The sequence below is a fragment of the Hydrogenophilus thiooxidans genome (assembly GCF_019049855.1).
GTDB classification, from domain to species: domain Bacteria; phylum Pseudomonadota; class Gammaproteobacteria; order Burkholderiales; family Rhodocyclaceae; genus Hydrogenophilus; species Hydrogenophilus thiooxidans.
The window spans coordinates 131,497-155,998 of sequence record NZ_JAHLSY010000001.1 but is presented as its reverse complement, the minus strand read 5'-3'; the positions used below and the strand labels follow the sequence as shown (position 1 = coordinate 155,998).

At 61.8% G+C, this 24,502-nt stretch carries 23 protein-coding genes and 1 other RNA gene; 19 read left to right on the top strand and 5 right to left on the bottom strand.

All coding sequences use genetic code 11. The features are described 5' to 3' along the window. Positions 1-22: 22 nt before the first annotated feature. The 5 genes from KUL93_RS00755 to KUL93_RS00735 all read right to left on the bottom strand — a co-directional run bounded on the left by KUL93_RS00755 (position 23) and on the right by KUL93_RS00735 (position 4,722). Entirely contained in the window at positions 23-1,750 is a 1,728-nt protein-coding gene (locus KUL93_RS00755; protein WP_217125218.1) for a bifunctional protein-serine/threonine kinase/phosphatase, read from the bottom strand. Positions 1,751-1,823: 73 nt separating this feature from the next. Then, positions 1,824-2,714: a formate/nitrite transporter family protein gene (locus KUL93_RS00750; protein WP_217125217.1), complete on the bottom strand. Its 891-nt coding sequence runs from the start codon at positions 2,712-2,714 to the stop codon at positions 1,824-1,826. A gap of 400 nt (positions 2,715-3,114) precedes the next feature. Continuing rightward, on the bottom strand, positions 3,115-3,744 hold the full coding sequence (locus KUL93_RS00745; RefSeq protein WP_217125216.1) for a BON domain-containing protein: 630 nt from the start codon (positions 3,742-3,744) through the stop codon (positions 3,115-3,117). Then, positions 3,741-4,301: a phosphoheptose isomerase family protein gene (locus tag KUL93_RS00740; protein WP_217125215.1), complete on the bottom strand. Its 561-nt coding sequence runs from the start codon at positions 4,299-4,301 to the stop codon at positions 3,741-3,743. Before KUL93_RS00740 ends, KUL93_RS00745 begins: the two co-directional genes overlap by 4 nt. 10 nt (positions 4,302-4,311) lie before the next feature. Next, positions 4,312-4,722 carry a YraN family protein gene (locus KUL93_RS00735; RefSeq protein ID WP_217125214.1) on the bottom strand — a complete coding sequence of 137 codons (411 nt, stop codon included), beginning with the start codon at positions 4,720-4,722 and terminating at the stop codon, positions 4,312-4,314. 12 nt (positions 4,723-4,734) lie between these two features. On the opposite strand from KUL93_RS00735, the gene rsmI reads away from it, so the two are divergent. The 19 genes from rsmI to ftsZ all read left to right on the top strand — a co-directional run bounded on the left by rsmI (position 4,735) and on the right by ftsZ (position 24,499). Then, positions 4,735-5,631 carry a 16S rRNA (cytidine(1402)-2'-O)-methyltransferase gene (gene rsmI, locus KUL93_RS00730; RefSeq protein WP_217125213.1) on the top strand — a complete coding sequence of 299 codons (897 nt, stop codon included), beginning with the start codon at positions 4,735-4,737 and terminating at the stop codon, positions 5,629-5,631. Further along, positions 5,621-6,700 (top strand): dihydroorotase, encoded by a 1,080-nt coding sequence (gene pyrC, locus KUL93_RS00725; protein ID WP_217125212.1) that lies wholly within the window; start codon positions 5,621-5,623, stop codon positions 6,698-6,700. The genes rsmI and pyrC overlap by 11 nt, the downstream gene beginning before the upstream one ends. Next, positions 6,681-7,115, top strand: coding sequence for a hypothetical protein (locus KUL93_RS00720; RefSeq protein ID WP_217125211.1), 435 nt, complete (start codon positions 6,681-6,683; stop codon positions 7,113-7,115). Before pyrC ends, KUL93_RS00720 begins: the two co-directional genes overlap by 20 nt. Before the next feature lie 18 nt (positions 7,116-7,133). Beyond that, an RNA gene (gene rnpB, locus KUL93_RS00715) (RNase P RNA component class A) lies at positions 7,134-7,507 on the top strand. A 163-nt stretch (positions 7,508-7,670) separates the two neighbouring features. Beyond that, entirely contained in the window at positions 7,671-8,114 is a 444-nt protein-coding gene (gene mraZ, locus KUL93_RS00710) for a division/cell wall cluster transcriptional repressor MraZ (protein WP_217125210.1), read from the top strand. After that, positions 8,111-9,043, top strand: a complete 933-nt coding sequence (gene rsmH / locus KUL93_RS00705) for a 16S rRNA (cytosine(1402)-N(4))-methyltransferase RsmH (protein WP_217125209.1) — start codon at positions 8,111-8,113, stop codon at positions 9,041-9,043. Before mraZ ends, rsmH begins: the two co-directional genes overlap by 4 nt. After that, positions 9,040-9,312: a cell division protein FtsL gene (gene ftsL, locus KUL93_RS00700; protein ID WP_217125208.1), complete on the top strand. Its 273-nt coding sequence runs from the start codon at positions 9,040-9,042 to the stop codon at positions 9,310-9,312. The genes rsmH and ftsL overlap by 4 nt, the downstream gene beginning before the upstream one ends. Further along, positions 9,309-11,039, top strand: coding sequence for a peptidoglycan D,D-transpeptidase FtsI family protein (locus KUL93_RS00695; protein ID WP_217125207.1), 1,731 nt, complete (start codon positions 9,309-9,311; stop codon positions 11,037-11,039). The genes ftsL and KUL93_RS00695 overlap by 4 nt, the downstream gene beginning before the upstream one ends. Positions 11,040-11,048: 9 nt before the next feature. Beyond that, positions 11,049-12,749, top strand: a complete 1,701-nt coding sequence (locus tag KUL93_RS00690; protein WP_217125206.1) for a Mur ligase family protein — start codon at positions 11,049-11,051, stop codon at positions 12,747-12,749. Continuing rightward, positions 12,746-14,137, top strand: coding sequence for a UDP-N-acetylmuramoyl-tripeptide--D-alanyl-D-alanine ligase (locus KUL93_RS00685; protein WP_217125205.1), 1,392 nt, complete (start codon positions 12,746-12,748; stop codon positions 14,135-14,137). Before KUL93_RS00690 ends, KUL93_RS00685 begins: the two co-directional genes overlap by 4 nt. Before the next feature lie 20 nt (positions 14,138-14,157). Further along, a complete protein-coding gene (gene mraY, locus KUL93_RS00680) occupies positions 14,158-15,246 on the top strand; it encodes a phospho-N-acetylmuramoyl-pentapeptide-transferase (RefSeq protein ID WP_217125204.1) in 1,089 nt (362 codons plus the stop codon). Between the two features lie 6 nt (positions 15,247-15,252). Then, positions 15,253-16,638 (top strand): UDP-N-acetylmuramoyl-L-alanine--D-glutamate ligase, encoded by a 1,386-nt coding sequence (gene murD / locus KUL93_RS00675; RefSeq protein ID WP_217125203.1) that lies wholly within the window; start codon positions 15,253-15,255, stop codon positions 16,636-16,638. Further along, positions 16,638-17,861 (top strand): putative lipid II flippase FtsW, encoded by a 1,224-nt coding sequence (gene ftsW, locus KUL93_RS00670; RefSeq protein ID WP_217125202.1) that lies wholly within the window; start codon positions 16,638-16,640, stop codon positions 17,859-17,861. The genes murD and ftsW overlap by 1 nt, the downstream gene beginning before the upstream one ends. Then, positions 17,840-18,913, top strand: coding sequence for an undecaprenyldiphospho-muramoylpentapeptide beta-N-acetylglucosaminyltransferase (murG, locus tag KUL93_RS00665; protein WP_217125201.1), 1,074 nt, complete (start codon positions 17,840-17,842; stop codon positions 18,911-18,913). Before ftsW ends, murG begins: the two co-directional genes overlap by 22 nt. Next, positions 18,910-20,322, top strand: coding sequence for a UDP-N-acetylmuramate--L-alanine ligase (murC, locus tag KUL93_RS00660; RefSeq protein ID WP_217125200.1), 1,413 nt, complete (start codon positions 18,910-18,912; stop codon positions 20,320-20,322). Before murG ends, murC begins: the two co-directional genes overlap by 4 nt. Beyond that, complete coding sequence (locus tag KUL93_RS00655) at positions 20,322-21,269, top strand: D-alanine--D-alanine ligase (protein WP_217125199.1); 948 nt, start codon at positions 20,322-20,324, stop codon at positions 21,267-21,269. Before murC ends, KUL93_RS00655 begins: the two co-directional genes overlap by 1 nt. Then, entirely contained in the window at positions 21,254-22,033 is a 780-nt protein-coding gene (locus tag KUL93_RS00650) for a cell division protein FtsQ/DivIB (protein ID WP_217125198.1), read from the top strand. The genes KUL93_RS00655 and KUL93_RS00650 overlap by 16 nt, the downstream gene beginning before the upstream one ends. Beyond that, complete coding sequence (gene ftsA / locus KUL93_RS00645; RefSeq protein WP_217125197.1) at positions 22,030-23,247, top strand: cell division protein FtsA; 1,218 nt, start codon at positions 22,030-22,032, stop codon at positions 23,245-23,247. Before KUL93_RS00650 ends, ftsA begins: the two co-directional genes overlap by 4 nt. Positions 23,248-23,293: 46 nt before the next feature. Further along, positions 23,294-24,499 (top strand): cell division protein FtsZ, encoded by a 1,206-nt coding sequence (ftsZ, locus tag KUL93_RS00640; RefSeq protein ID WP_217125196.1) that lies wholly within the window; start codon positions 23,294-23,296, stop codon positions 24,497-24,499. The last annotated feature ends 3 nt before the right edge of the window (positions 24,500-24,502 follow it).

The following is a 24,502-nucleotide window of genomic DNA, read 5'->3' as shown; positions in this document are numbered from 1 at the left end:
GTGCAGGGCGATTGCTCGTTGCTTACTGGAGCAACATGGGGTGGGTTAGAATCAGTACCAGCAGACAAAAAAAGAGGATGAATGAGACGGTTTTCCAGAAGAGGAGCGGGTCGCGGTTGTGGAACGATCGGTTATGCATGGGGACGAAGTCGGGATTGGGGTGGCGCAAATCGTGGAGAAATTCGGAGAGGCTCTCGTACCGTTTTTCCGCTCTGGGGTGGACGGCTTTTCGAATCGCTGCGTCAACCCAGAAGGGGATGGAAACGCCCAGCTCGCGCAGTGAACGGTAGCGCAGTCGGTAAAGCTCCTCTTTGCTCACGATCTTGGCGGTGTCAGTGCCATAGGGAAGGTGGCCACCGCTCAACATTTGGTAAGCGATGACGCCGAGCGAGTAGAGGTCGGATCGTTTCGAGCCCCGTTCCCCAAGGCGGTACTCTGGGGCTAGGTAGGGAACGGCGCCGGGTGGGACAGATTCGTCCTTGGGTATCTCTTCAACCCAACCTGCGATCTGCGCCGAGCCGAAGTCGATCACTTTGACGTTACCGTTGGGTTCGATGAGGATGTTCTGAGGACGAAGGTCGCGGTGAATGATCTCTTGCCGGTGGAGCGCCCGAAGTCCTTTGGCGATCTGTTCGACGATTACACGGACCGTTTCGAGATCGGGTGTGGGGTTGTCTTTCATCCACTGGTCGAGTGTCTGTCCATCGATGTAGGTAAAAACCGAATAGAGTGCGGTGGGTAGGGTGGTGCGTTCGGCGGCCTTGACCAGGTGGGGGCTGTCGATACGGCGAGCGATCCACTCTTCCATCAGGAAGCGTTCGAGGTAGTCGGGGTTGTGGGCGAATTCGGTTGCTGGCGCCTTGATGACGACTCGAGCGTCACTCCCGTCCTGCTGTGCGAGGTATAGGTGGCTGCGGGGGCCACGGTTTAGCTCGCGGATGATGCGGTAACCATCGAGCTCGCTCTGCGGGCGAAGCTCTCCTGGCAGTGGCAGACGAGCCGCCTCCTCGCTCAGCTCATCCTGCTCGGGGGGAGGAAGTTGCTCGATGCGTATGATTTGGATGGTGAGGTTATCGTCGCTGCCGCGATCAAGCGCTGCTGCAACGATCCGTTTTGCAGCCAGGTCGAGGTCGTTTGGGTTTTCCCGGATGAGCCGGGCGATTTCGGCGTCGGGAAGGTGCTCGTAGACGCCGTCGGTCATCAGGATCAGGATGGCACCCACCTCTACGGTGTAGCGCTGATAGTCCATCTCCAGTTGTTCGCGCATCCCGAGGGCACGAGTGAGGTAGCTCTTCTCTCCTTCCCAGACGCGATGTGCTTCGCTAAGGTGGACCAGCTGGTCGCCGACGAGGTGGCAGATCCGCGTGTCGCCGATGTGAAACAGGTGCGCGGAGCGCGATTTGAGTACGATCGCGCTGAAGGTGCAGACGTATCCCTGGTCGAGGTCGAAGCGGCCTGGCCGATGGCGCGACTGGGCGTACAGCCAGGAATTGGTGGCCGCCATGACCCGACGCATGGCGTTTTTCACTGACCAAGCTTCCGAAGTGTCGTAATAGTCTGTGAGAAGACTTTTTACCGCTGTTTCGGCCGCGATATGGCTCACCGCACTACTGCTGATGCCATCGGCGATGGCCGCGGCGATCCCTTTCGTCCGGAGAAGATGGCGAGGGGGGCAAAGGTAACCGTGGAAATCTTGGTTGACCGCTTTGCGCCCCTTGTCCGAATACTGCCCGACACTGACCTGCAACATGTTCGCGTTCCGCCAAGGGGCCTCGTCCCCAGGTAGGGGGGCGAGGCGTGATGAGGTCAGAGGCGTGATGAGGTCAGAGGCTTGCTTTGAGTGTCTCACCGTACCGATGGAGTGAGCTGGGTTCGCGATCGCTTTTGCCAGCGTTCCGGCCGTTCTTGAGCAGTCGTTCTGGGCTGGTCCGAACGTGGGTATAGTAGAGCGGAAGTCCGACGAGGAGAAATCCGCCTACGAGGTTGCCCAGCGCAGTGGGGATTTCGTTCCAGATGAAATAGTCGGCCAGGGTGAAGCCACCTCCCATGATCATAGAAAAGGGGAAGAGGAACATATTGACGATCGAGTGTTCGAATCCCATGTAGAAGAAGAGCATGATCGGCATCCACATCGCTGCCATCTTGCCGGTAGCGGAGGTCGAGATCATCGCGCCGACTACGCCCATAGAGACCATCCAGTTACACAGAATTCCCCGGATAAAGATGGTGAACCACCCTTCGATGCCATGCGCCTTGTAACCGAGCGTCCGCCCTTCGCCGATATGCCCCACTTTCTCGGCGATCACCCCGCCATCGGTGGAGTAACCATAGGTGAGAATGAAGGACATCAGGAAGGCGACAAAAAGCGCACCGGCGAAATTACCGATGAAGACCAGTCCCCAGTTGCGCAGTACCTCAGAAACGGTGACTCCGGGACGCTTGTCGAGCAGCGCGAGCGGCACCAGCGTGAACACCCCTGTGAGGAGGTCGAACTTCATCAGGTAAAGCATGATGAAGCCGACCGGGAAGAGGATGGCACCGAGTAACGGCGATCCTGTGTTGACGGTGACAGTAATCGCAAACATCGCGGCAAGCCCGAGGATGGCGCCCGCCATGAAGGCGCGGATGAGCGTGTCCTTGGCGGACATGTACACCTTGGATTCACCTTGATCGACCATCTTGGTGACGAATTCGCTGGGTTCGAGATATGACATGGTGAAACCTCCTTCAATTCTATTGTTACTGGGACTTTTCGGCGCTGTGCCCGTGGGCGGTTGGCCGACTTTGGGCCAAGGTAGCCCGAGTTTTTCTCAGCAAAATGGATGCCTAAAATGTATGTTATTGAAATAAAATAAAAAATTGCAAGGTTGCGCTTTTCGGAGGGGCATTGTTGTTGAAATTTGGTGCACTGCACCAAAATTGTGCATGAATGGTGCAGAGGCGCACCGGAAAGTGAACTTCCGGAGTGCGTTTATGACTTTGGCGGGCTGTTGCGATTAGCAACGATGAATATTGAAAGAGGATTTGCGCCCAAAGCGTGCCCCCTTTGCTGCGCGAAGGGGGCGGTAGGGTTATTCCGTTGTTTCCGTTGGCGAGGGAAGAAAGCAGTAGCCGTCATCGCCCGTTCTGCGACTGCTTCGCTGCATGATCGAGCCGCTTCGCCTCTTCGTCGCTGATGAATTCGAAGACGCGCACCACCCGCTTCACCCCTGAGGTGGTGCGGGCAACATAGGTGGCTGCGTCGCCTTCGCGGCGCGTCACAAGCCCCATTAGGAAGACCACCCCCCCTTCGGTGACCACCTTGACGAGGTGGGCGGGGACATCACGGTTGCCTACCAACCGCGCTTTGACCTGCGTGGTGAGCGATGCGTCGTTGGCGCGCGATGCAAGTGCAGAGGGGGGCGCAATGATCAGTTCATTGACGACAGTGCGGACGTTTTCGGTTTTTTTGGCGAGTGTTTCCGCGCGTTGCTTGGCCGCTTCGTCGGGGACTTCGCCCGTGAGGAGCACGATGCGGTTAAAGGAGGTGACGTTCACATGGGCGCGATCGCCAAGCGCTTGTTGGATCGCGCTACTGATCTTCCATTCCAGTTGCTCGTCTTCGACGATCGCGCCACCGGTTCGCCGGTCCGCGGCAACCGCTGCGGTTGCCGCAACACCGGTGGCGACTGCGGGAAAGCAGCCCGACAGGGTGGGGGTGAGCACCGCCAACCCTAGGGTGAGCGTCAGGGTCGTTTTTTTCATACCACTTCTCCAAATAAGAGTTGTTCCCAGGTTTCGGTAAGCGCGTTGAGTAAGAAGAGGAGCAGTTCGTCCTGTTGTGCGGGGGGAAGTTCCGGTAGCGCCACAGGCACGTCGCCACCGCGCAGTTGCGACCAGATGTGTTCGTCTGGGTCGTGGCCGATCACGATCAAAGGGGATTGGGCTTCAAGCGCAGTGCGCATCGCAGCGCGTAGGGTTTCGCTCGGACCGCGGCCAAGCAGGATCATGACGCAGTCGCCCGGTTGCGCCAAAACGTCCAGCGGTTGCCCGTGCGGTGGCGGCGTTGCGGCGCTGGGCAGGTGAACTGCGGCAAAAGGGGGGCGTTCGCGTTCGAGTCCGTACCAGAGCCGTTCGGTGAAATGGGCAGCAAGGTGGTGGGTCCCTGGGCCGCTCACGATCCACAGTCGGTTACCGCTCAAGACCGTTTGCGCCAAGATTTCCGCTGCGGCAGCAAGCGGGGGCGCCAAGGCGTCGACGGTTTCGCGGTAAAGGCTTTGCTGGAACGCAAAGCGGTCGCTCAAGGCTTCGATCAGATCCATAGGGTGCAGTTTACCAAGGGGAAGGGGTAAACGCGTTGGGGATCCACTGAGGCTCAGGCTGAGTGCCGCAATAGGCCAAGAGATCGCACCGCATCGCGCGACGGGCATAGAGACGCCCTTCGCGGCTGTTGAGCCAGTAACGGATTGCGGCGGTCAGGCTTTGCAGCTTCGCGGGGGTGACGCTCTCGACCGCCGAGCCGTAACGGACGGAGCGGCGGTAACGCACTTCGAGGAAGACCAGCGTTGTTCCATCCAGGGCAATGATGTCGATCTCGCCGCGTCGGCAGCGGACGTTGCGGGCAATGACCGTCCAGCCGCGGTCATGGCACCATTGCGCCGCTCGGTTTTCGAAATGGGTGCCGATGGTGCGGGCGTCTGGTGGGTGGTGGGTCGCAGTTGTGCGAGAATCAGAAAATGGCATAGGGGGGTAAAGATGCAAGCGGATTGGCGTGCGTTGGCGGAGGAGGCCTCATGGCGGTTGCCGACGGCTGCATTGTACGTAGTCGCAACCCCGCTTGGCAACCGGTTCGACCTCTCTGTGCGCGCATTGGCGGTGCTTTCGGGGGTAGCGGGGATCGCGGCAGAAGATACGCGCGTCACGGCGCGGTTGTTGGAAAGTTGGGGGATTCGCACGCCGCTCGTTGCGCTACACGCCCACAACGAGCGCAGCGCCGCGGCGCTTTTGTGTGCGCGCCTTGCCGCTGGCGAGCACTGGGCGTTGGTAAGTGACGCGGGGACCCCTGCCGTTTCTGACCCCGGTGTCAAGGTGGTTGCCATGGTGCGCGAGCAAGGGTTTCCGGTGGTGGCGATTCCAGGCCCCAGCGCGGTGACCGCAGCGATCTCGATTTCGGGGTGGGGGGAGACGGGTTTTGCTTTTCGCGGTTTTTTGCCGGCAAAAGCGGCGCAGCGCCGTGCCGCAATCCGCGAAGCGGCCACAGGGGATCTGCCTACGGTCTGGTTCGAAACGCCCCACCGGATCGACGAAGCGCTTGCCGATTTCGCTGCTACGCTCGGGGCGAACCATCCCGTGTTCGTCGCACGGGAGATGACCAAGCGTTTTGAAGAGAGTTTTCGCGGAACCGTAACCGAGGCCCAAGCGTGGCTGGCGGCACGGCGTGAGCGCAAGCATGGTGAATTCGTTTTGGTCGTTCCACCGGCGAACGACGACTCCGAACGTACGGCGAACGCGCGGGCCTGGTGCGAACGGTTCCTTGCAGCGGGCGTGGCGCGTTCGGAGGCGGTCCGCTGGGCCGCTGAACTTTTCCAGATTTCCAAGAACCGGTTGTATGATTGGGTAATTGCGCACGAAAGGATTCGCGATGACCGTTGAGCGGTTTGCTTTGCCCCGGCCTGACGATTGGCATTTGCATGTTCGCGACGGCGCAGCTCTTGCCGCGGTGGTGCCCCATACCGCGGCGGTTTTTGGTCGCGCGCTGATCATGCCCAATTTGAAACCCCCTGTGACCACGGTTGCCGAAGCGCTCGCCTACCGCGAGCGGATCCTTTCCGTGGTCCGTGCCCTATCCGGAGCGGCAGCGCGCTTCGAGCCGATCATGACGCTCTATTTAACCGAAACGACGCCAGTTGCCGAAATCGACCGCGCAGCGGCAACAAAGGGGCAGGTTCGTGCGGTGAAGCTCTATCCGGCTGGGGCAACAACCAATGCCGAGAGCGGCGTTCGGTGCATCGAGCGGGTCTATCCCGTTCTGGAACGGATGGAAGCGCGCGGGATTGTGCTCTGCGTGCATGGCGAAGTCACCGATCCGGAGATCGACCTCTTTGATCGTGAGGCAGTTTTCATCGAGCGGGTGCTGGATCCGATCGTGCGCCGTTTTCCAGGGCTCAAAGTGGTGCTCGAACACATCACCACCGCTGAAGCGGTGGCGTTCGTCGAAGCGGCACCAGAAAACGTTGCCGCGACGATCACGGCGCACCACCTGCTTTATAACCGCAACGCGATTTTCCAGGGCGGGATTCGTCCTCACTACTACTGTTTGCCAGTGCTCAAACGGGAGCAGCATCGGCAGGCGCTCGTTCGAGCGGCTACGAGTGGCAACCCTAAATTCTTTTTGGGTACCGATTCTGCCCCCCATGCGCGCAGTACAAAAGAGGCGGCCTGTGGGTGCGCAGGCTGTTACACGGCGTACGCGGCGTTGCCGCTCTACGCGAAAGCGTTTGCGTCGGTGGGGGCGCTTGATCGGTTGCCCGATTTCGCGGCACGCTTTGGCGCCGCATTCTACGGTTTCCCGCGGGCAACCGAGCAGGTGACGTTGGTGCGACGCACCTGGACGGTACCGCAAACGTTTCCCTATCTTCCCGACGATCCTTTGGTGCCGCTCTCAGCGGGAGAGACGCTTGAATGGCAGGTGGAGGTGAGCGATGGCAAGGAGCATCAATGAATTGCGGGGGCGGTTGCTGACCCCTTTTCTTTTGGGGGTAGCGGCGCTCGTTCTGATCGGCTGTGAGAATTCGGCGACGGCGTACCAGATCGAAGGGCGCGAGCATGCGTTGATTTTGGTGCGCGAGCAGCGGCTGCCCTTTGCGGCAATCGAACAGTTCGTTTTGGTGAGCCGCCTGCCGGTCTGTCAGCGCCGTTGGCGCATCCAAGAAGATGGCACCCCCATGGCGTCGATGCGGGTCTATCGCGCCGGGGATCTCCTTTGGGCGCTCGAGCAAAAGGGCAGTTGGTATTTGGCGACGACCGAAGATTGCAAAGTACAGCGCTGGCCGAACCCTAATCCGCAATCGTTGGGGCCGTTGGTGGGAACGTTTCAAGAAAAAGACGGTCGGGTGGTCTTTGTTGCGGCACAGTAAGCCTTTATAATACTTTTGGAAGTCCGCCAGGGCAGTCGCCGCCGTCGCAACGACGGGGGAGGAAAGTCCGGGCTCCGCAGAGCAGGATGCCGGCTAACGGCCGGGCGCCGTGAGGCGACGGAAAGTGCCACAGAGAACAGACCGCCGATGGCCCTTTCTACGGGATCAGGCAAGGGTGAAACGGTGGGGTAAGAGCCCACCGCGGGACGGGTAACCGGACCGGCACGGTAAACCCCATCCGGAGCAAGGCCGAATAGGGAAGCGATGGCGTGGCTCGCGCCGCTTCCGGGTTGGCCGCTCGAGCCTGGCGGTGACGTCAGGCCTAGAGGAATGACTGCCCCAGGCGGTGCTGCCGCCTGCGACAGAACCCGGCTTACCGGCGGGCTTCCGTTTCTTCTCCTTGACTTCTCCCGTTTTCGTCCCACGTTTTTCGGCAATCGATTGCCCCTTTTTCCCTACAGGTCCGCCAGTTTTTTATAAGTGTAAATTTATTCAGTAGTTTTATGTGGGAGTAAGTGGTAAAAAGTGGGGTAAAAGGGGTTTGGGTGGAGCAATATGTTTCAAGGCGCGGTGGCGCTCACACTCGATGCGAAAGGGCGGATGACGATCCCGCAGCGGCACCGCGAACTGCTCTGCCCAGACGGAGCCCCACTGGTGCTGACCGCGCATCCCCACCGCTGTGTCGTGCTCTATCCGCAATCGGTTTGGCAGCCGATTCGCGACGAGATCGTTCGCATGCCTGGGCTCGATCCGCGTGCCGCAGCGTTGAAGCGGCTGTTGGTAGGGTTTGCCGAAGAGCAGACGCTCGATGGCGCGGGCCGGGTGTTGTTGGCGCCATCGTTGCGGCAATGGGCCGAGTTGGAAAAGAACGTGTGGTTGGTTGGGCAAGGGAGTCATCTCGAGCTTTGGTCTGAAGCCGGTTGGGCGAAACAGCAAGAGGCGATGCGGTCGCTCTCCTTTGCCGACCTCCCCGAGCCATTCCAAGGGTTGGCTTTATGAATGCGCACGGAGTGCACCAACCCGTGTTGCTGAGGGAAGCTCTGGAGGCGCTCGCGGTGCGTCCGGACGGGTGTTACCTGGACGCGACCTTTGGCCGAGGGGGGCACAGCCGCGCCATTTTGGCGCGCTTGGGCGCGAAGGGGCGGCTTGTGGCGCTCGATCGCGATCCCGAAGCGGTGGCAGCGGGTCGGGCATTGGCGAAAGCAGACCAGCGGTTTGCGATTGCCCATCGCCCCTTTTCCCAGCTGGCAGAAGCGCTCGATTGGTGGGGGCTTGCCACGGTCGATGGGGTGCTTTTCGACTTTGGCGTCTCGTCGCCCCAACTCGACACTCCGGAGCGGGGAATGAGTTTTCGCTTTGACGCCCCGCTCGACATGCGGATGGACCCGACCCGCGGCGAGCCGGTGCGGGCGTGGTTGGCCACAGCAGAGCGGGACACAATCAAGGAGGTAATCCAACAGTATGGCGAAGAGCGGTTTGCTCATGCGATTGCAAAGGCGATTGTCGCCGCGCGCGCCCGAGCGCCCATTGTTTCCACGCGGCAGTTGGCCGAGATCGTGGCAAAAGCGGTCCCTCGCCGTGAGCCGGGGCAACACCCAGCGACGCGCACCTTCCAAGCGCTTCGGATTTTTGTAAACCGTGAGTTGGAAGAGATCGAGCAGGCCTTGCCGCAAGCGGCGGCGCGGTTGGCTTCGGGGGGGCGGCTGGTTGCGATCAGCTTTCACTCGCTCGAGGACCGGATCGTGAAGCGGTTTTTGCGCGCGCAGTGCGAACCTGCGCCGCTGCCGCCAGGCGTGGCGATTCGTGAGGACGAACGGCCCGAGCCCGCGATGCGCTGGGTGGTCAAACGCCTTTCGCCAAGCGAAGCGGAATGTACGCACAACCCGCGTGCACGGTCCGCGGTATTGCGTGCTGCGGAGAAGCGATGAGCGCAGGCTGGTGGGATGGCGTGTTGGTGGGTGCTGCGATCGGCTCGGCGATTGCGGTGGTTACCGTGCACCACGAAGTAAGGGGTTTGGTTCGGGCGGTCGAGGCGGAAAAGGCGACGGGGGCACGCATCGAAAGTGAGTGGCGGCGTTTGGAAGTGGCGCGTGCAGCTGCGGAACGGCCGGAGCGGCTGAAAGCGGTTGCGGCACGAATGGGGTTAGCGCCCCCTGCCGTAGCGCGTATCCGGCGCTGGGAGGAGCAGAAACCATGACACACGATCTGGCGATCGGGGCGTTTCGCTTGGCGGTACCGCTACCCCGCTTGGTCTTCGTTCTGGGCCTTTTTGGGTTGTTCGTCGCTTTGGTGGTCGGGCGCGCAGGGTGGTTGGTTGCGGCCGAACGCCATTTTTTGCAAGCGCAAGCTGAGCAGCGTTTTGAGCGCGTGGTCACGGTACCGGCAGCGCGTGGCCGCTTGCTCGACCGCAACGGGACGATCTTAGCGCAATCGGTCGAAACCCACTCGATCTGGGTCGATCCCAAGTTATGGCAAGACGCCACGTCAGAGCAGGTCGAAGCGCTCGCTCGAGTGTTGGCAACGACACCCGATGCGATCACAGCGCAGATCGCTCGGGGCGGAAGCCGTTTTGCCTATTTGAAGCGCCATCTCGATCGTCAAACCGCTGAGACCATATTGGCGCTCGAAATACCCGGCGTTTCGGCGCTCCCGGAGCCAAAGCGCGTCTACCCTTACCGCGAGCTCGTCGCGACGATCGTCGGCATCACCGATATCGACGGAAACGGACTGGAAGGGTTGGAACGCGGGTTCAATAAACGGTTGCAGGGGCATCCTGGCAAGAAGGTGTTGGTGCAGGATCGCCAAGGGCGACCTATTCGCGAAGGGGAATGGCTGGTGCCGGTCCGGGCCGGAGAGGATCTCATTCTGTCTCTGGATCTCCGTATCCAGGCAGCAGCGTTGAACGCGGTGAAAAACGCCGTGACCGAATTTCAGGCAAAGGGTGGGGCGGCAGTGGTGATCGACGCCAAGAGCGGCGAGGTGTTGGCGATGGCCAACTGGCCCACCTTTGATCCCGATGCGCGCGCGCAACTCGATTGGAACGAGGTGCGAAACCGAGCGCTTACGGACAGTTACGAGCCGGGATCGGTGGTCAAGCCGATTCTCGTTGCGTTGGCGTTGGAGCAGAACGTGGTTCGTCCAGAGACGCCGATCGACGTGCGGGGGGGCGTGATCCAGGTTTCTGGGTTTTCGATTCGGGACGCCCACGCAAGCGACAGGGTATTGACCGTAGCGGAAGTGATTCAAAAATCGTCGAACGTGGGTGTCGTCAAAATCGCGCAGAAACTGGACCCCCAAGCGCTTTGGCAACACTATCGGCGCTTTGGTTTTGGCGAACGGCCTGAGATCCCATTTGCGGGGGCTACGGCAGGTCACCTGTTTCCGGCGCAGCGCTTGAAACCGATCGAAGTGGCCACGATGGCCTTTGGCCACGGAATGTCTGCATCGCTTTTGCAGGTGGCAGGCGCCTACCAGGCGTTGGCTAACGATGGTTGTCGTTTGCCGATTACGTTTGTTCGGTTAGAATCGCCCCCTTCGTGTTCACAACAGCAGCGCGTCATCTCTGCGCGTACGGCACGCACCGTGCGCGCGATGCTGGAAAAAGTGACGGACGTAGGGGGAACAGGAACGCGCGCGCAGGTTGCTGGCTATACGACCGCGGGGAAAACCGGGACAGCGCGTAAAGTGGAACATGGACAGTACGTGCACAAATATGTCGCGTCGTTCGTCGGTTATGCCCCAGCGACCGACCCGCGAATCGTCGTCGCGGTGATGGTCGATGAGCCAAACGCGCAGAAAGGGTATTACGGAGGAACCGTTGCTGCGCCCGCTTTTGCTGAGATCGTTCGCCAAGCGCTTCCCGCATTGGGCGTTTTGCCCGACCAGCCCGTACAGGTGGTGGCGTCGCGCGCTCCGCGTGGGTGAATCGAATCGATGAATGGGTTTGCGACCCACTGCTGGCCTGATGTGCTCGAAGCGGTTTATTGCGCATGCCGCAACCGTTTTCCCAACGCACCCCTTGCTAGCGACTCCCGTTTGGTCCAACCCGGTGGTCTCTTTTTGGCGTTTCGCCACGACGGTCGAAACGGCTGGGACTATGTGACCGATGCCATTCGGCGGGGCGCCGCGGCGGTGATTGCCGATTGCGATTCGGCGGCGTGTGGCGAAGCGGGAACGAAGCCAGAGGGGGCGTCGGCGGACGAACCCGAAATCCTTACCAGTGACACCGGAAAAGAGGTGTTGTTGTGGCGCGTCCCGGAGCTACAACGCTGGGCGGGGGAGTGGGCCCACCGCTGGTACGATGCGCCTTCTCAACACCTCTCGGTCTGGGGGGTTACCGGCACCAATGGGAAGACGACGGTTAGCCAGTGGTTGGCGCAGACGTTGGAGGCGCTTGGTCGCCCCACTGGGGTTGTCGGGACTCTGGGGGCAGGGCGGTTGGGGGCGCTTACTGCAACGGGATTCACCACCCCCTCTGCGGTGTTGCTCCACACCCTGCTGGCGCAGTTTCGCCAGGAGGGCTGTCGTGCGGCTAGCCTCGAGGTTTCGTCGATCGGTGTCTGTGAGCGGCGCCTCGACGGCGTACGGTTCCACGGGGCGATCTTTACCCACCTTTCGCGCGACCATCTCGATTACCACGGGTCGCTTGCAGCGTACGCCGAAGCGAAACGCCGTTTCCTTTTTCGCCCGGAGCTTGCCCATCAAATTTTCTGGGTTGATGATCCCTATGGCGCGCAGTGGGGAAGCTCCGCAGCGCAAGAGGCCGAACACACGGCGGGGGAACCCCGCCGGACGGTTTGGTGGGTTGGGACCGAAGCGACCATTCGGCACCTGATGACGCGTAGCGCTGCTTCGCACGGTAGCGGTGTGGCTACGGTTGCGTTGACGGCAGAACCCCAATGGGTAGCCGGGCGATGGACCGTTCCGGTCTCCGTTCGTTTTGCCGGAACCGGACATTTGGGTGGGGACGCGCCCGTTCTGCGGACGGGAACGCTCGAGGTGCCGGCAGCGGGCGCGTTTCAGATCGCAAACGGCGCGCTGGTGTTGGCTGCTCTGTTGGCTGAGGGAATCGCTTTGCCCGATGCGCTCGCTGCGTTGGCGCACGTGGCGCCGCCGCCTGGGCGGATGGAGGTGGTGGCCGAACGGCCGATGGTGGTCGTCGATTACGCGCATACGCCGGACGCGTTGACCAAAGTGCTTGAGAGCCTCCGCCCCATCGCCGCGGCGCGTGGCGGTGCGCTCTGGGTTGTCTTTGGGGCGGGCGGCAATCGCGATGCCGGGAAACGCCCGGAGATGGGGCAGGCAGCGGCAACCTATGCCGATCGTCTGGTGGTGACGAGCGACAATCCCCGCTGGGAGTCGCCCGATGCGATCGCTGCCGCGATTCTGCGTGGGGTGCCTGCAGGAACCGCGGTCACGGTGGCGCTAGACCGCGCCGAAGCGATTCGATTCGCGGTCGTTTCCGCTGCGGCAGACGATGTGATTTTGCTTGCGGGCAAAGGGCACGAGTGGTATCAGGAAGTTGCTGGCGTGAAAATCCCATTTTCCGATCACGAATGCGCGCGCGCTGCGTTGAGGGCGCGTCATGCCAAGACGCCGTCTGACGCGCCACCTTCGCATACGGAGCAACGATGAACGCATCTTTGGCTGAAATCGCCGCGGCAATCGGTGCACCAACGCCGCCAAACGCACTGCATCGCTTTGTCGATGGCGTCACCACCGATTCGCGCGCTGCGTGTGCGGGAAAACTGTTTGTCGCGTTAGCGGGGCCGCGCTTCGACGGCCACGATTTCGTTACGACGGCGCTCGCGCAAGGGGCGGTTGCTGCGGTGGTTTCGGCGACGCGTTGGGCGCAACACCGTGACCGTACGACTGTACCTACCGAACGACTCATACTGGTGCCCGATACGCTGGCGGCGTTGGGGGCGATCGGGCAGTGGTGGCGACGGCAGTGGGGTGGTGTGGTAGCTGCGGTGACCGGCAGCGCTGGCAAGACGACGACCAAAACGTTGCTCGCGTCCGCATTGGCAGCGATCTGGGGCGCAGATCGGGTTTGGGCGACGCCTGGGAACTGGAACAACGCCATTGGCGTGCCGCTTACGCTTTGTGGAATCGAAAGGGCCCATTGGGGGGCGGTCGTAGAAGTAGCGATGAACCAGCCCGGGGAGATCGTTGCGTTGGGGCGGTTGGCCGAACCCAACGTCGCGGTGGTGTTGAACGCGCTGCGCGCCCACCTGGCCGGGCTCGGCAGCCTCGAGGCGGTGGCGGCCGAGAAAGGGTCGCTCGTTACCACGCTCGCGTCAGACGGGGTCGCTGTGCTGCCTGCCGATTCCCCTTTTTTCGCCGAATGGCGGCAGTGGGCCCAACCGCGCCGGATCGTGACGTTTGGGCGCACGTCTGCAGCAAGGGTGCGGTTGTGTCACGAGGCTACCGGCGCCGAAGGTGTCCGCTTCGATGTCGTCAGCGACCGGCAAAAAGCCACGGTGCGCTTGCCGTGGGTCGGACGCCACTTCGCCGAATTGGCGTCTGCGGCCTTAGCGGTGCTCGACGCGCTGCAATTGCCATGGGAGCCGGCGGTTGCTGCCTGGCAGGCACTTCCCCCCGTGGCGGGGCGGCTACGGCGGCTTCAGACGCCCACCGGAACGGTCGTTCTCGACGACACGTATAATGCGAATCCCGACGCGATGCGCGCTGCGATCGACGCTCTGATGACGTTGCCGCAGCCGCGCAAAGTGGTCGTGATGGGGGAGATGGCGGAACTGGGGACGCACGCTGCCGGGTTGCACGAAGAGGTCGGCCGCTATGCCAAAGCAGCGGGTGTCACCCATTTCTTGACCTTGGGACAAATGGCGCAAGCGGCTGCTTCCGGGTTTGGGCCAGGGGCGAAGGCCTTCACCGATTTGCCGCGATTGCTGGAATCGCTGTTGCCGCTTCTCGATGCGCAGACGGCCATTTTGGTGAAAGGTTCGCGCGTGAGTCACATGGAGCGAGTCGTGGCATCGATCGTCCCACCGGCTGACTGACTGCGCGCAAGGAGAAGGGCATGTTGTTGGAGTTGGCGCAGTGGCTCGCGCACGAGGTGCGGGCGTTCAACGTCTTTACCTATATTACGCTACGTACGATGCTTGCGGTGCTCACCGCGCTCGTGTTTGCTTTCCTTTTGGGACCCGGTGTGATCCGCTGGTTGGCGGCAAAAAAGTTCGGGCAAGCGGTGCGCCACGATGGGCCGCAAAGCCATTTGCAAAAGAGCGGTACGCCGACGATGGGGGGGGTCTTGATCCTGCTCTGCACGACGCTTGCGGTTCTCCTCTGGGGAGATCTGGGTAACGCCTACGTCTGGTTGGTGCTCATGGTCATGCTCGGTTTTGGGCTGGTGGGTTGGGTCGATGACTGGCGCAAAGTGGTGCGCCGGGACCCCAAGGGGTTGCCCGCGCGGTGGAAGTACCTCTGGACTTCGCTGATTGCGTTCGCAGCAACCGGCTATCTGGCATACCGTGCGACGCTACCGGTTCATACCACGCTCATCGTCCCCTTTTTCAAAGAGGTGGCGGTTCCGTTGGGGACCGTTGGGTTGGTGGTGCTTGGCTATTTCGTGATCAACGGCGCCAGCCACGCGGTCAATCTCACCGATGGGTTGGACGGCCTTGCGGTGATGCCGGTGGTGCTTGTCACCGGGGCATTGGCGATATTTGCTTATGTCGCCGGACACGCGGTTTTTGCGCGCTACCTTGGCGTCCCCTATGTGCCGGGAGCGGGCGAGTTGGCGGTGGTTTGTGGCGCAATCTGCGGCGCTGGCCTTGGGTTCCTTTGGTTCAACGCCCATCCGGCGCAGGTCTTCATGGGCGACGTTGGGGCACTTGCGTTGGGCGCGGCGATGGGTACGATCGCGCTGATCGTGCGCCAAGAGATCGTCTTTTTCATCATGAGTGGGCTTTTCGTCGTCGAAGCGCTGTCGGTGATGCTCCAAGTGGGTTTTTTCAAATACAGTGGCGGCAAGCGCATTCTCCGGATGGCGCCGTTGCACCACCATTTCGAATTGGGTGGCTGGAAAGAGACACAGGTGGTGGTGCGTTTTTGGATCGTCACGATCATCCTGGTCTTGATCGGGTTGTCGACGTTGAAACTGCGGTAGGTGGCAATGGATCTGGTGTTGGGCCTGGGGGTGAGTGGTGCGGCGATGGTGCGCTGGTTGGTGGCGCAGGGGCGTTCCGTTCGCGCTGCCGATACCCGTGCGTCGCCACCAGAAAAGGAGGCACTCATCGCCGAATGTCCAGGGGTTGAGTGGCGCTTTGGGTGCGCGATGGACGCTGCGCTCCTTGATGGGGTCGACCGGGTCTGGGTGTCGCCGGGGCTGGCAACAGACCTTCCCTGCTTGGTCGCAGCGCGTGCAGAGGGGCTATCGGTTGGCGGGGAACTTGCGCTCTTTGCCGAAGCGCGGGCAGCGCGTGGCGATCGTGCGCCGATTCTAGCGATCACCGGCACCAACGGCAAAAGTACGACGACGGCGCTCGTTTCCCATCTGCTGACCGCGTTGGGGTGGGACGCGCCACCGCTGGGCAATTTCGGCAAACCGCTTCTTGCCGAGGCGCTTGAGCGGGAGCGTACGGGCCGACCGTGGCCGCAGGCCTGGGTGGCCGAGCTCTCCAGTTTTCAGCTTGAGGCGGCAGGCACCTTCACCGCCGATGCGGCGACGATTCTGAATGTGAGCGAAGATCACCTCGACCGTCACGGTTCGATGGCCGCTTATGTGCGTGCCAAGGCGCGGATTCTCGAAGGGGCGGCGTGCGCCGTGTTACCGCGCGACGACGCAACGCTCTGGCAATGGCTCGGCGATGCCGCGCAACGCGTGCGAACCGTTACGTTCGGTCTCGACCAGCCGCCAACTGACGAAGACTGGGGCGTTGTTGAATCTGAGGGGCGTTCCTGGTTGGCGTGGGGGGATCGGCTGCTCGTGCCAACCGACCGTTTGGCGCTTCTGGGGCGTCACAACCAGCGCAATGTGTTGGCGGCGCTCGCGCTGGTGGTTCATCTTACGGGGTGGGACGATCGGTTGGCGGCAGCGGTGACCTCTTTCCGCGGGTTACCCCACCGCATGGTGTTGGTCGCGACGCGCAGCGACGGCGTTCGTTTCGTCGAAGATTCGAAAGGAACCAACGTAGGCGCGACGGTTGCGGCGATCACGTCGCTGGATGCGCCGATTCGCTTGCTGGCAGGTGGCGATGGCAAAGGGCAATCGTTCGTGCCCCTTGCTGAAGCGGCGCGGGGACGCGTCCGCTGTGCGTACCTGTACGGCCGTGATCGCGCTGCGTTGGCTGAGGCGTTCACCGCGGCGGGTATCGCCGTCCATTGTTGTGAAAATCTCGAGGAGGCGACGGCACGGGCTGCACGCGACGCCGAGCCCGGCGATATCGTGTTGTTGTCGCCCGCGTGTGCCAGTTGGGATCAGTTTCGGGATTATCGCGCACGCGCCGCGTGTTTCGTCGCTGCCGTCGAGCGCCATTTGGCCACGGAGCGGATTCTGTGATGAAGCCTTGGATCGCCACAAGGCCGCGAGAACGCCAAGCGGTGGAAACCAAGCTGCCCACCCACGTTTGGCTCCCTGCTGAGCTGCGCCCCCATTTCGACGCGCCTGGCGCGCCAGATCCGTTACTGCTTTGGCCGACGCTTTTGCTCGTCGGTTGGGGGCTCGTGATGGTCTATTCGGCAAGCATCGCAGTGGCTGCAGAACAGTACGGAACCCCCTATTTCTTCTTGATTCGGCAGTTGTTTTTCGTTGCGATCGGTATGGGCGTGGCGTGGTGGACCTATCGCTTGCCGCTTCGCTGGTGGGAAAAGAACAGTCACTGGCTTTTTGTGGCCTCGCTCGTTTTGCTTATTCTGGTGCTGATCCCTGGGATCGGGAAAACGGTCAATGGGGCGCGTCGGTGGATTGCGCTTGGACCGCTCAATCTCCAGCCTGCAGAGATCGTCAAATTCACGATCGCGCTCTTTGCCTCACACTATACCGTGCGCCGTTTCCATGCGATGCAGAGCTTCTTTGCCGGGTTTTTGCCGTTTTTGGTCGTGGTCGCGGGGGTCGGGTCGTTGCTGCTGTTGCAACCCGATTTTGGCTCGCTCGTGGTGATGAGCGTAGTGGCGTTTGGCATTCTTTTCATGGGCGGGCTCAGTTGGCGAATCGTCGGGTTACTCGCTGCTGCGGCAATCTTTGTCTTTGCGGCGTTGGTCGTGGTCTCCCCATACCGGATGCAGCGATTCGTGGCGTTTCTCGATCCGTGGTCGGACCCGTTGGGGAAAGGGTATCAATTGACCCATGCCCTGATCGCCTTCGGTCGTGGCGAATGGTTGGGTGTCGGCTTGGGTGGCAGCATCGAAAAACTCTTCTATTTGCCCGAAGCGCACACCGATTTCATTTTGGCCGTGATCGGTGAAGAGTTGGGTTGGGCAGGGGTTGTGACGGTGGCGCTTCTTTTTGGCATATTGGTTTGGCGGATGGTGGAGGTGGGGCGACGGCTGGTGCACGTGGAGGCCTATTTCCCCGGTTTGGCTGTGATCGGCGTGGCGCTCGGGATCGGTGTGCAGGCGGTGATCAACATGGGGGTCAATGTCGGTTTGTTGCCCACCAAGGGGCTCGCGCTGCCGTTCATGAGTTACGGCGGTTCGGCGCTCGTGATGAACCTGCTGGCGGTGGCGTTCGTGATGCGGGCAGAGTGGGAGTTGCGTTCGTTATGTCGTCGGAACCCGGTGTAGCTGCGGTTGCCGCCGGCGGGACAGGCGGGCACATTTTTCCGGCGCTTGCCGTGGCGCACGCGCTCGAGCGCCGCGGCTGGACCGTGGTTTGGCTAGGGAATTCGTCTGGGTTGGAAGCAAAAATTGCGGCGCAAAACGGTATTGCGTTGTGTGACGTGGCGTTTGGGCAGGTGCGCGGCAAAGGGTGGCGCCGTTGGTTCGCGTTGCCCGCGGCGCTTATTGCGGCAACGGGGCGGGCGGTTCGGGGTTTGCGTGCCCATCGGGTTTCCGTGGTCGCAACGTTTGGAGGATATGTCTCGGTTCCCGCTGCGCTTGCGGCCAAACGGTTGCGGTTGCCCTTGGTGATTCATGAGCAGAACGCGCGCGCGGGGTTGGCCAATCGGGTACTTGCGCCGCTTGCCGATCGTGTGTTGGCCGCATTCCCCAATGGGTTGCGCCGCGCGCAGGTCGTGGGAAACCCGGTCCGCGAAACGATCGTCGCGCAGGGGGAGCCTCAACTGCGCTATCGTTGCCGGGAAGGGCCGTTGCGCCTGTTGGTTTTGGGCGGTAGCCTCGGGGCGCAGCGGCTCAATCGGCTGGTGCCGCTGGCGCTTCGGTTGTTGGCACCCTCGCAACGGCCGATGGTCCGCCACCAAACGGGGGAATGCGATTATGAAGCAACGGTTGCGGCTTACCGCGAGGCGGGTGTGGCCGCGCAGTGCGAACCGTTCATTGTCGAGATGGGATCGGCGTTGGCGGCAAGCGACTGGGTTTTGTGTCGCGCCGGCGCGATGACGGTCTCTGAAGTGGCGGCAGTTGGCGTGGCGGCACACTTCGTTCCCTACCCGTACGCCGTCGATGATCATCAGTACGCGAACGCCCAATGGCTGGTGGCGCGGGATGCGGCGCTGGTGACGCGCGAAGCCGATTTGACCCCAGAGCGATTGGCCGAATGGTTGCGTACTGCTTCGCGGGCCGACGCGGCACGTATCGCAGAGCGCGCCTACGCACTAGGTATTCGCGATGCTCAGGTTCGCATCGCCGAAGTGATCGAGGAGATGACCCACCGATGAAACATCGGGTTCGAAAAGTTCATTTCGTGGGAATCGGCGGTGTCGGCATGAGCGGCATCGCGGAGGTTCTGGTTCAGATGGGGTTTGCCGTAAGCGGCTCCGATTTGACGCTCAATCCAGCGGTCGAACGGTTGCGCCAAATGGGGGTGACCGTGTACCTCGGACACGACGCCGCGCACCTTCAAGATGCCGATGCGGTGGTTGTCTCTTCCGCAATCGCGCCCGACAACCCCGAGTGGGTCGAGGCGCGAAAGCGGCGGATTCCGGTCGTGCCGCGTGCCGAAATGTTGGCCGAACTGATGCGCTTTCGCCAAGGGATCGCGATTGCCGGCACGCACGGCAAGACGACCACGACCTCGCTGGTTGCCACGATTTTGGCCGAAGCCGGGTTCGATCCGACCTTCGTGATCGGTGGGCGACTGTTGGCTGCGGGCAGTAACGCCAAGTTGGGTTCGGGGGCTTATCTCGTTGCGGAAGCGGACGAATCGGACGCTTCGTTCTTGCATCTTTCCCCCGTGATCGCGGTGGTGACCAATATCGATGCCGACCATATGGCCACCTATGGCCACGATTTCGAGCGGCTGAAGGCGCACTTTCTGGAGTTTCTCCACCGCTTGCCGTTCTGGGGGGTTGCGGTCCTCTGCTGGGACGAAGCGGCGGTGCGCGAAATTGCGCAACGGTGTAGCCGGGTGGTACTCTCGTATGGGTTCCACCCGGAGGCGATGGTCCGTGCTGAAGAGGTGGTGGTGCGTGACGGCAAAACCCATTTCACACTGGTGCGCCGCAACGGCGAGCCACGGCGCACCGCCGTGACGATGTCGCTTTTGGGGACGCACAACGTGCGCAACGCGCTCGCGGCGGCTGCGGTGGCGAGCGAACTGGGAGTCGACGACGAAACCATCGCGCGGGCGCTTGCGACGTTTCAGGGGGTTGCGCGCCGGTTCGAACGCCATGGGTGGTTTGCGCTGACGAACCCCACTGGCGCGCGGGTGCGCTTTGAACTCATAGACGACTACGGCCACCATCCGCGGGAACTTGCGGCAACGATCGAGGCTGCTCGTTTGGCCTATCCCAACCGACGGCTGGTGCTTGTTTTTCAGCCGCATCGCTATACGCGCACGCGCGACTGTTTCGACGACTTTGCCCAGGTGCTTTCCGAGGTCGATGGGTTGGTGTTGACCGAAGTCTATCCAGCGGGGGAAGAGCCGATTCCGGCCGCCGACGGCCGTGCACTCGCTCGTGCCGTTCGGTTGCGCGGACGGGTCGAACCGGTGTTTGTCGACGGTATCGACGCGATTCCAGAGGCACTCGCAGCGGTGGTTCAGGACCACGATATCGTGCTCAGCATGGGGGCGGGTTCGATCGGAACGCTCCCGCGCCTGCTGGCACCTTACGCGGAGCAGGCATAATGCGCGAACGAATTGCTGTGTTGATGGGCGGGACGTCGGCAGAACGGACGATATCGCTCCGCTCCGGAAATGCCGTGTGTGCGGCGCTTACCCGAGCGGGGTATGACGTGGTCCCGTTCGACCCCAAACTGCGCGACTGGCCGGAGTTGACGCAGGAAGGGATTACCAAAGCGTTCATCGTCCTACACGGACGGGGGGGCGAAGATGGGACCGCGCAAGCGATACTCGAATGGTTGCGCATACCCTATACGGGAAGTGGTGTGTTGGCAAGTGCGCTCGCCATGGACAAATGGCGGACCAAGCTCGTGTGGCAAGCGGTGGGATTGCCGGTGATTCCGGGGATTCGCGTGACACGGGATGCGTGGCAGCGAGATGCCGACGCCGTGCTCGACACCGTGCGGCAAGCGATTCCTGCACCGTGGTTCGTCAAGCCGGTCCATGAGGGTTCGAGCGTCGGAGCTGGGGCTGCAGAGAATCGGGACGCACTGGTGGCACGCATCGAAGCGGCGTTGACGTACGACGACGACGTCCTTGTCGAGCAGCAGGTGCGGGGGCGGGAACTGACCGTGGCATTCCTGGGAGATGCGGTTCTTCCTGTAATCGAGATCGAAGCGCCCGGAGGCAATTACGATTTCCACCACAAATACGAAAGCAATGAGACGCGCTACCATTGCCCTGCGCCGCTTCCGGAACCAACCCTGCGGGCACTGGAAGCGCTCGTACTTCAGGCTCGCGACGCATTGGGCTGTGAAGGATGGGGCCGTGTCGATCTCCTCTGGGACGGTAGCGAAGCGAAACTGCTTGAAATGAATACCGCACCCGGTATGACCGACCATTCGCTGGTCCCGATGGCGGCGCGTGCCGTGGGGGTCGATTTCGACCTACTCTGCGAGCGCATTCTCGAAACGGCGCGGCTCAAAGGGGGCATTTCGTGCACGCACGGTTGAGCGGCGCGCAATGGTGGCGGTTGGGCGCGAAAGTGGCGTTGGCAGGGGTGTTGCTCGTCTGGGGGATTGGCTTGCTCGCTCTGGTACGGGCGCAGCTCTTCGTGCCGGTTCGGGAGGTGGCATTGGTGGTGAGCGAAGGGTCGGTTGCCCAGATCGACCCAGAACAGATGGTCGAGACGGTGACACAGCAGGTGCGCGGTCAGGCCCTCTGGGAAGTCGATCTGATCCGCATCGAGCGGCAGTTGAAGGCGTTTCCCGTCGTCGATCGGGTCCGTGTGGAACGCGTATGGCCAGACCGGCTGGTGATCGAGTTGGCGTTGCGCAAAGCCGTATTGCGCTGGCGCAATTTGGATGACGGCACGTGGCGTTGGATCGACGCGCAAGGGCGTCCCTTCCAGGATCGGCTTTCCCCCGAAAACGGCGAAGGAATTTGGCTTGCCGCACACGAGGCACAACTGATCGACGGGTTTCGCAACCTTCGAGCGATTGCACCAGTCTTGCCCAATTCGTTACACCTCGGCGGAATCACGCTGTCACCATTGGGGGCGATTACGTTGACCTTCGTCGAGCCTGTCGAATGGATGCTGGGAACTGCCGCGTCTCCGGCAGCAGTGAAACAGCGGGTGGCGTGGCTGAGTCAGCGTTGGCCGCAGTTGGTGAGCCGTTTGGGGGCGATGCCCACGCGCGTCGACGTGCGTCACGACCAGGCTTTCGCGGTCTCGTTACCTCCTGCGCCCGCATCGGAACAGGATCGACACGGATGAGCGAACGGATCGCCCCTTTTCTTGCCCTCGATATCGGTACCGCGAAAACGGTAGCGGTCGTGGCACGCCGACGCCGCGAGGGGGGCGTTGACGTCTTACACCTGGCCGAAGTACCTACAGGGATGGGGTTGCGGCACGGGATGGTGGTCAATATCGATGCGACGTTGGCCGTCGTTGCCCGCGTTGCCGAAACGTTGCAAGAGAAAATCGAGACCACCTTTTCGGAGGTCCGCGCGACGATCAGCGGTGCACACCTTGCTTGCTTGGACAACGAAGGGGTCGTGCCCGTGCAGGGTGCGGAAGTCTCCGAACAGGATGTCGCGCGCGTCTTGGAGGCCGCCAAACAGCTACCGCTTGCCGAAGACCGCCAATTGCTGCACGCGCTGGTTCAGGAGTTCGCGCTCGACGATTTGGGCGGAATCGCGAACCCGGTGGGGATGAGCGGACGAAAACTGGCGGTACGGGTGCATGTCGTCACCGGATTGAAGAGCGCAACGCACAATTTGGTGAAATGTATTCGTCGCGCGGGGTTGAATTTGACCACGTTGATGGTGCAAGGGCTGGCTGCGGCGCAAGCGGTGCTTACCGAAGACGAAAAAGCGCTGGGCGTGTTGCTCCTCGATATCGGCGCCGGGACGACCGATATGGTGGTCTATGCGCAAGGAGCGGTTCGGTATTGCACCGCGTTGCCGCTGGGCGGTGACCGCATCACCCATGACATCGCGATGGCGTTGCGTACCCCTGCTGCCGACGCAGAACGGCTCAAATGCGTTTCTGGCGCGGCATCGTACGACTGGGTGGCGATCGATGAGTTCGTCGATGCCCCGACAATTGGCGATCGACCGCCGCGGCGCTTGGCGCGGCAGCGGCTCGTCGACGTGATCCATCCGCGGGTTGAGGAGATTTTCGAAATGGCGTTGGAAAGGCTGCGCGAGCAGGGGCTGGAAGAGCAGATCAGCGCCGGTGTGGTCTTGACCGGGGGCACCGCGAAATTGAGCGGTATTACGGACCTTGCCGAAGCTGTTTTCGGAGCGCCAGCGCGGGTGGGGATTCCCTATTTGAGCAACGAAGCCGAAAAGTGGGAAGATCCCGCGTATGCCGCGGTTAGTGGTTTGCTCCACGCGCAATGGGGAGATGCTGCGATTTGGAGCAAACGGCAGTCTGGGTGGTTTGCGCAGTTGCGCCGCTGGTTTTTGGGCGCAGAGAATCGATGATTGGCGCTAAATCGGGTAGAATCGAACAAAGTCAGGGAGAAGGGTCATGGCACTGCACGCATTGGAAGAGGTGGTCGAAGCGGCAGAAGCGAAAACGGTCATTCGTGTCTTAGGCGTTGGCGGGGCCGGCTGTAACGCGGTCGATCACATGATCCGTGAGGGCGTGGCAGGCGTTGAGTTCGTCGCAATCAACACCGATAGCCAAGCGCTCTCCCGTGCGCTTGCGCCAACCAAGGTTCAGTTGGGGCGCAGCGGGCTTGGAGCCGGCTCCAAACCGGAAGCGGGGCGGGAGGCCGCGTTCGAAAGCCGAGACCAGATTGCCGCCGCGCTTGACGGCGCACACATGATCTTCATCACCGCCGGGATGGGGGGCGGAACCGGAACGGGTGCGGCGCCTGTGATCGCTGAGATCGCGAAAGAGATGGGGATCCTCACCGTGGCGGTCGTCACCAAACCGTTCGAATTCGAAAATCGCGACCGCGTTGCCGACAGCGGGATCGAAGAGCTCACGCGCCACGTCGATTCGTTGATCGTGGTCTTGAACGATCGGTTGCTGGAAGTGTTCGGTGACGATGCCTCTTTCGAAGCGTGCTTCAAGGCTGCCGACGATGTCCTCAAAAACGCGGTTGCCGGGATCGCCGAAATCATCAATGTTCCCGGTATGGTGAACGTCGACTTCCAAGACGTGCGGACCGCGATGGCGGAGATGGGGCGGGCGATGATGGGTTCGGCAGAGGCAAGCGGGGTCGATCGAGCGCGCATCGCCGCCGAACAGGCAGCGGTGAGCCCGCTCCTCGAGGGGACCGAACTCTCTGGCGCACGGTGTGTCTTGATCAATATCACCGCAAGCCGCGCTTCGCTCAAGATGAGTGAAGTGCGCGACGCCGTGCGCGCGATTCAGGGGTACGCAGCGCCAGAAGCGTTCGTCAAATACGGCACCGTTTTCGACGATGCGATGCAAGACCGAATTCGGGTCACCGTCGTCGCGACAGGGCTGGGGGCAGGGCGTCGTCCGACCACGTCCGACCTTTGGGAAGAGGCCCGTGCGACGGGTACCTATGGTGCTGCGGCCACACAGGCCGTCGCGCCGAATGGCCGTCCCACGAGCGTAGCGGCAGCAGAAGCGAGTAAAGTGATTCGCTCGTCCCGTGCCACCGGGCGCAAACCGGTCCGCTCGTTCGCCGAGCAGTTGGCAAGTAAAGGCATGGACAAACTCGATATTCCTGCGTTCCTGCGCAAGCAAAACGACTGAACG

Bases quoted from the DNA above. Each gene is read 5' to 3' on its own strand.
- ftsW (WP_217125202.1), top strand. From the start codon at position 16,638: ATGAAGCCTTGGATCGCCACAAGGCCGCGAGAACGCCAAGCGGTGGAA.
- KUL93_RS00735 (WP_217125214.1), bottom strand. From the start codon at position 4,722: ATGCCATTTTCTGATTCTCGCACAACTGCGACCCACCACCCACCAGAC.
- KUL93_RS00755 (WP_217125218.1), bottom strand. From the start codon at position 1,750: ATGTTGCAGGTCAGTGTCGGGCAGTATTCGGACAAGGGGCGCAAAGCG.
- KUL93_RS00685 (WP_217125205.1), top strand. From the start codon at position 12,746: ATGAACGCATCTTTGGCTGAAATCGCCGCGGCAATCGGTGCACCAACG.
- rsmH (WP_217125209.1), top strand. From the start codon at position 8,111: ATGAATGCGCACGGAGTGCACCAACCCGTGTTGCTGAGGGAAGCTCTG.
- rsmI (WP_217125213.1), top strand. From the start codon at position 4,735: ATGCAAGCGGATTGGCGTGCGTTGGCGGAGGAGGCCTCATGGCGGTTG.
- KUL93_RS00750 (WP_217125217.1), bottom strand. From the start codon at position 2,714: ATGTCATATCTCGAACCCAGCGAATTCGTCACCAAGATGGTCGATCAA.
- murD (WP_217125203.1), top strand. From the start codon at position 15,253: ATGGATCTGGTGTTGGGCCTGGGGGTGAGTGGTGCGGCGATGGTGCGC.
- murG (WP_217125201.1), top strand. From the start codon at position 17,840: ATGTCGTCGGAACCCGGTGTAGCTGCGGTTGCCGCCGGCGGGACAGGC.
- mraZ (WP_217125210.1), top strand. From the start codon at position 7,671: ATGTTTCAAGGCGCGGTGGCGCTCACACTCGATGCGAAAGGGCGGATG.
- KUL93_RS00655 (WP_217125199.1), top strand. From the start codon at position 20,322: ATGCGCGAACGAATTGCTGTGTTGATGGGCGGGACGTCGGCAGAACGG.
- mraY (WP_217125204.1), top strand. From the start codon at position 14,158: ATGTTGTTGGAGTTGGCGCAGTGGCTCGCGCACGAGGTGCGGGCGTTC.
- KUL93_RS00740 (WP_217125215.1), bottom strand. From the start codon at position 4,301: ATGGATCTGATCGAAGCCTTGAGCGACCGCTTTGCGTTCCAGCAAAGC.
- murC (WP_217125200.1), top strand. From the start codon at position 18,910: ATGAAACATCGGGTTCGAAAAGTTCATTTCGTGGGAATCGGCGGTGTC.
- ftsZ (WP_217125196.1), top strand. From the start codon at position 23,294: ATGGCACTGCACGCATTGGAAGAGGTGGTCGAAGCGGCAGAAGCGAAA.
- KUL93_RS00745 (WP_217125216.1), bottom strand. From the start codon at position 3,744: ATGAAAAAAACGACCCTGACGCTCACCCTAGGGTTGGCGGTGCTCACC.
- ftsL (WP_217125208.1), top strand. From the start codon at position 9,040: ATGAGCGCAGGCTGGTGGGATGGCGTGTTGGTGGGTGCTGCGATCGGC.
- ftsA (WP_217125197.1), top strand. From the start codon at position 22,030: ATGAGCGAACGGATCGCCCCTTTTCTTGCCCTCGATATCGGTACCGCG.
- KUL93_RS00695 (WP_217125207.1), top strand. From the start codon at position 9,309: ATGACACACGATCTGGCGATCGGGGCGTTTCGCTTGGCGGTACCGCTA.
- KUL93_RS00690 (WP_217125206.1), top strand. From the start codon at position 11,049: ATGAATGGGTTTGCGACCCACTGCTGGCCTGATGTGCTCGAAGCGGTT.
- KUL93_RS00720 (WP_217125211.1), top strand. From the start codon at position 6,681: ATGGCAAGGAGCATCAATGAATTGCGGGGGCGGTTGCTGACCCCTTTT.
- pyrC (WP_217125212.1), top strand. From the start codon at position 5,621: ATGACCGTTGAGCGGTTTGCTTTGCCCCGGCCTGACGATTGGCATTTG.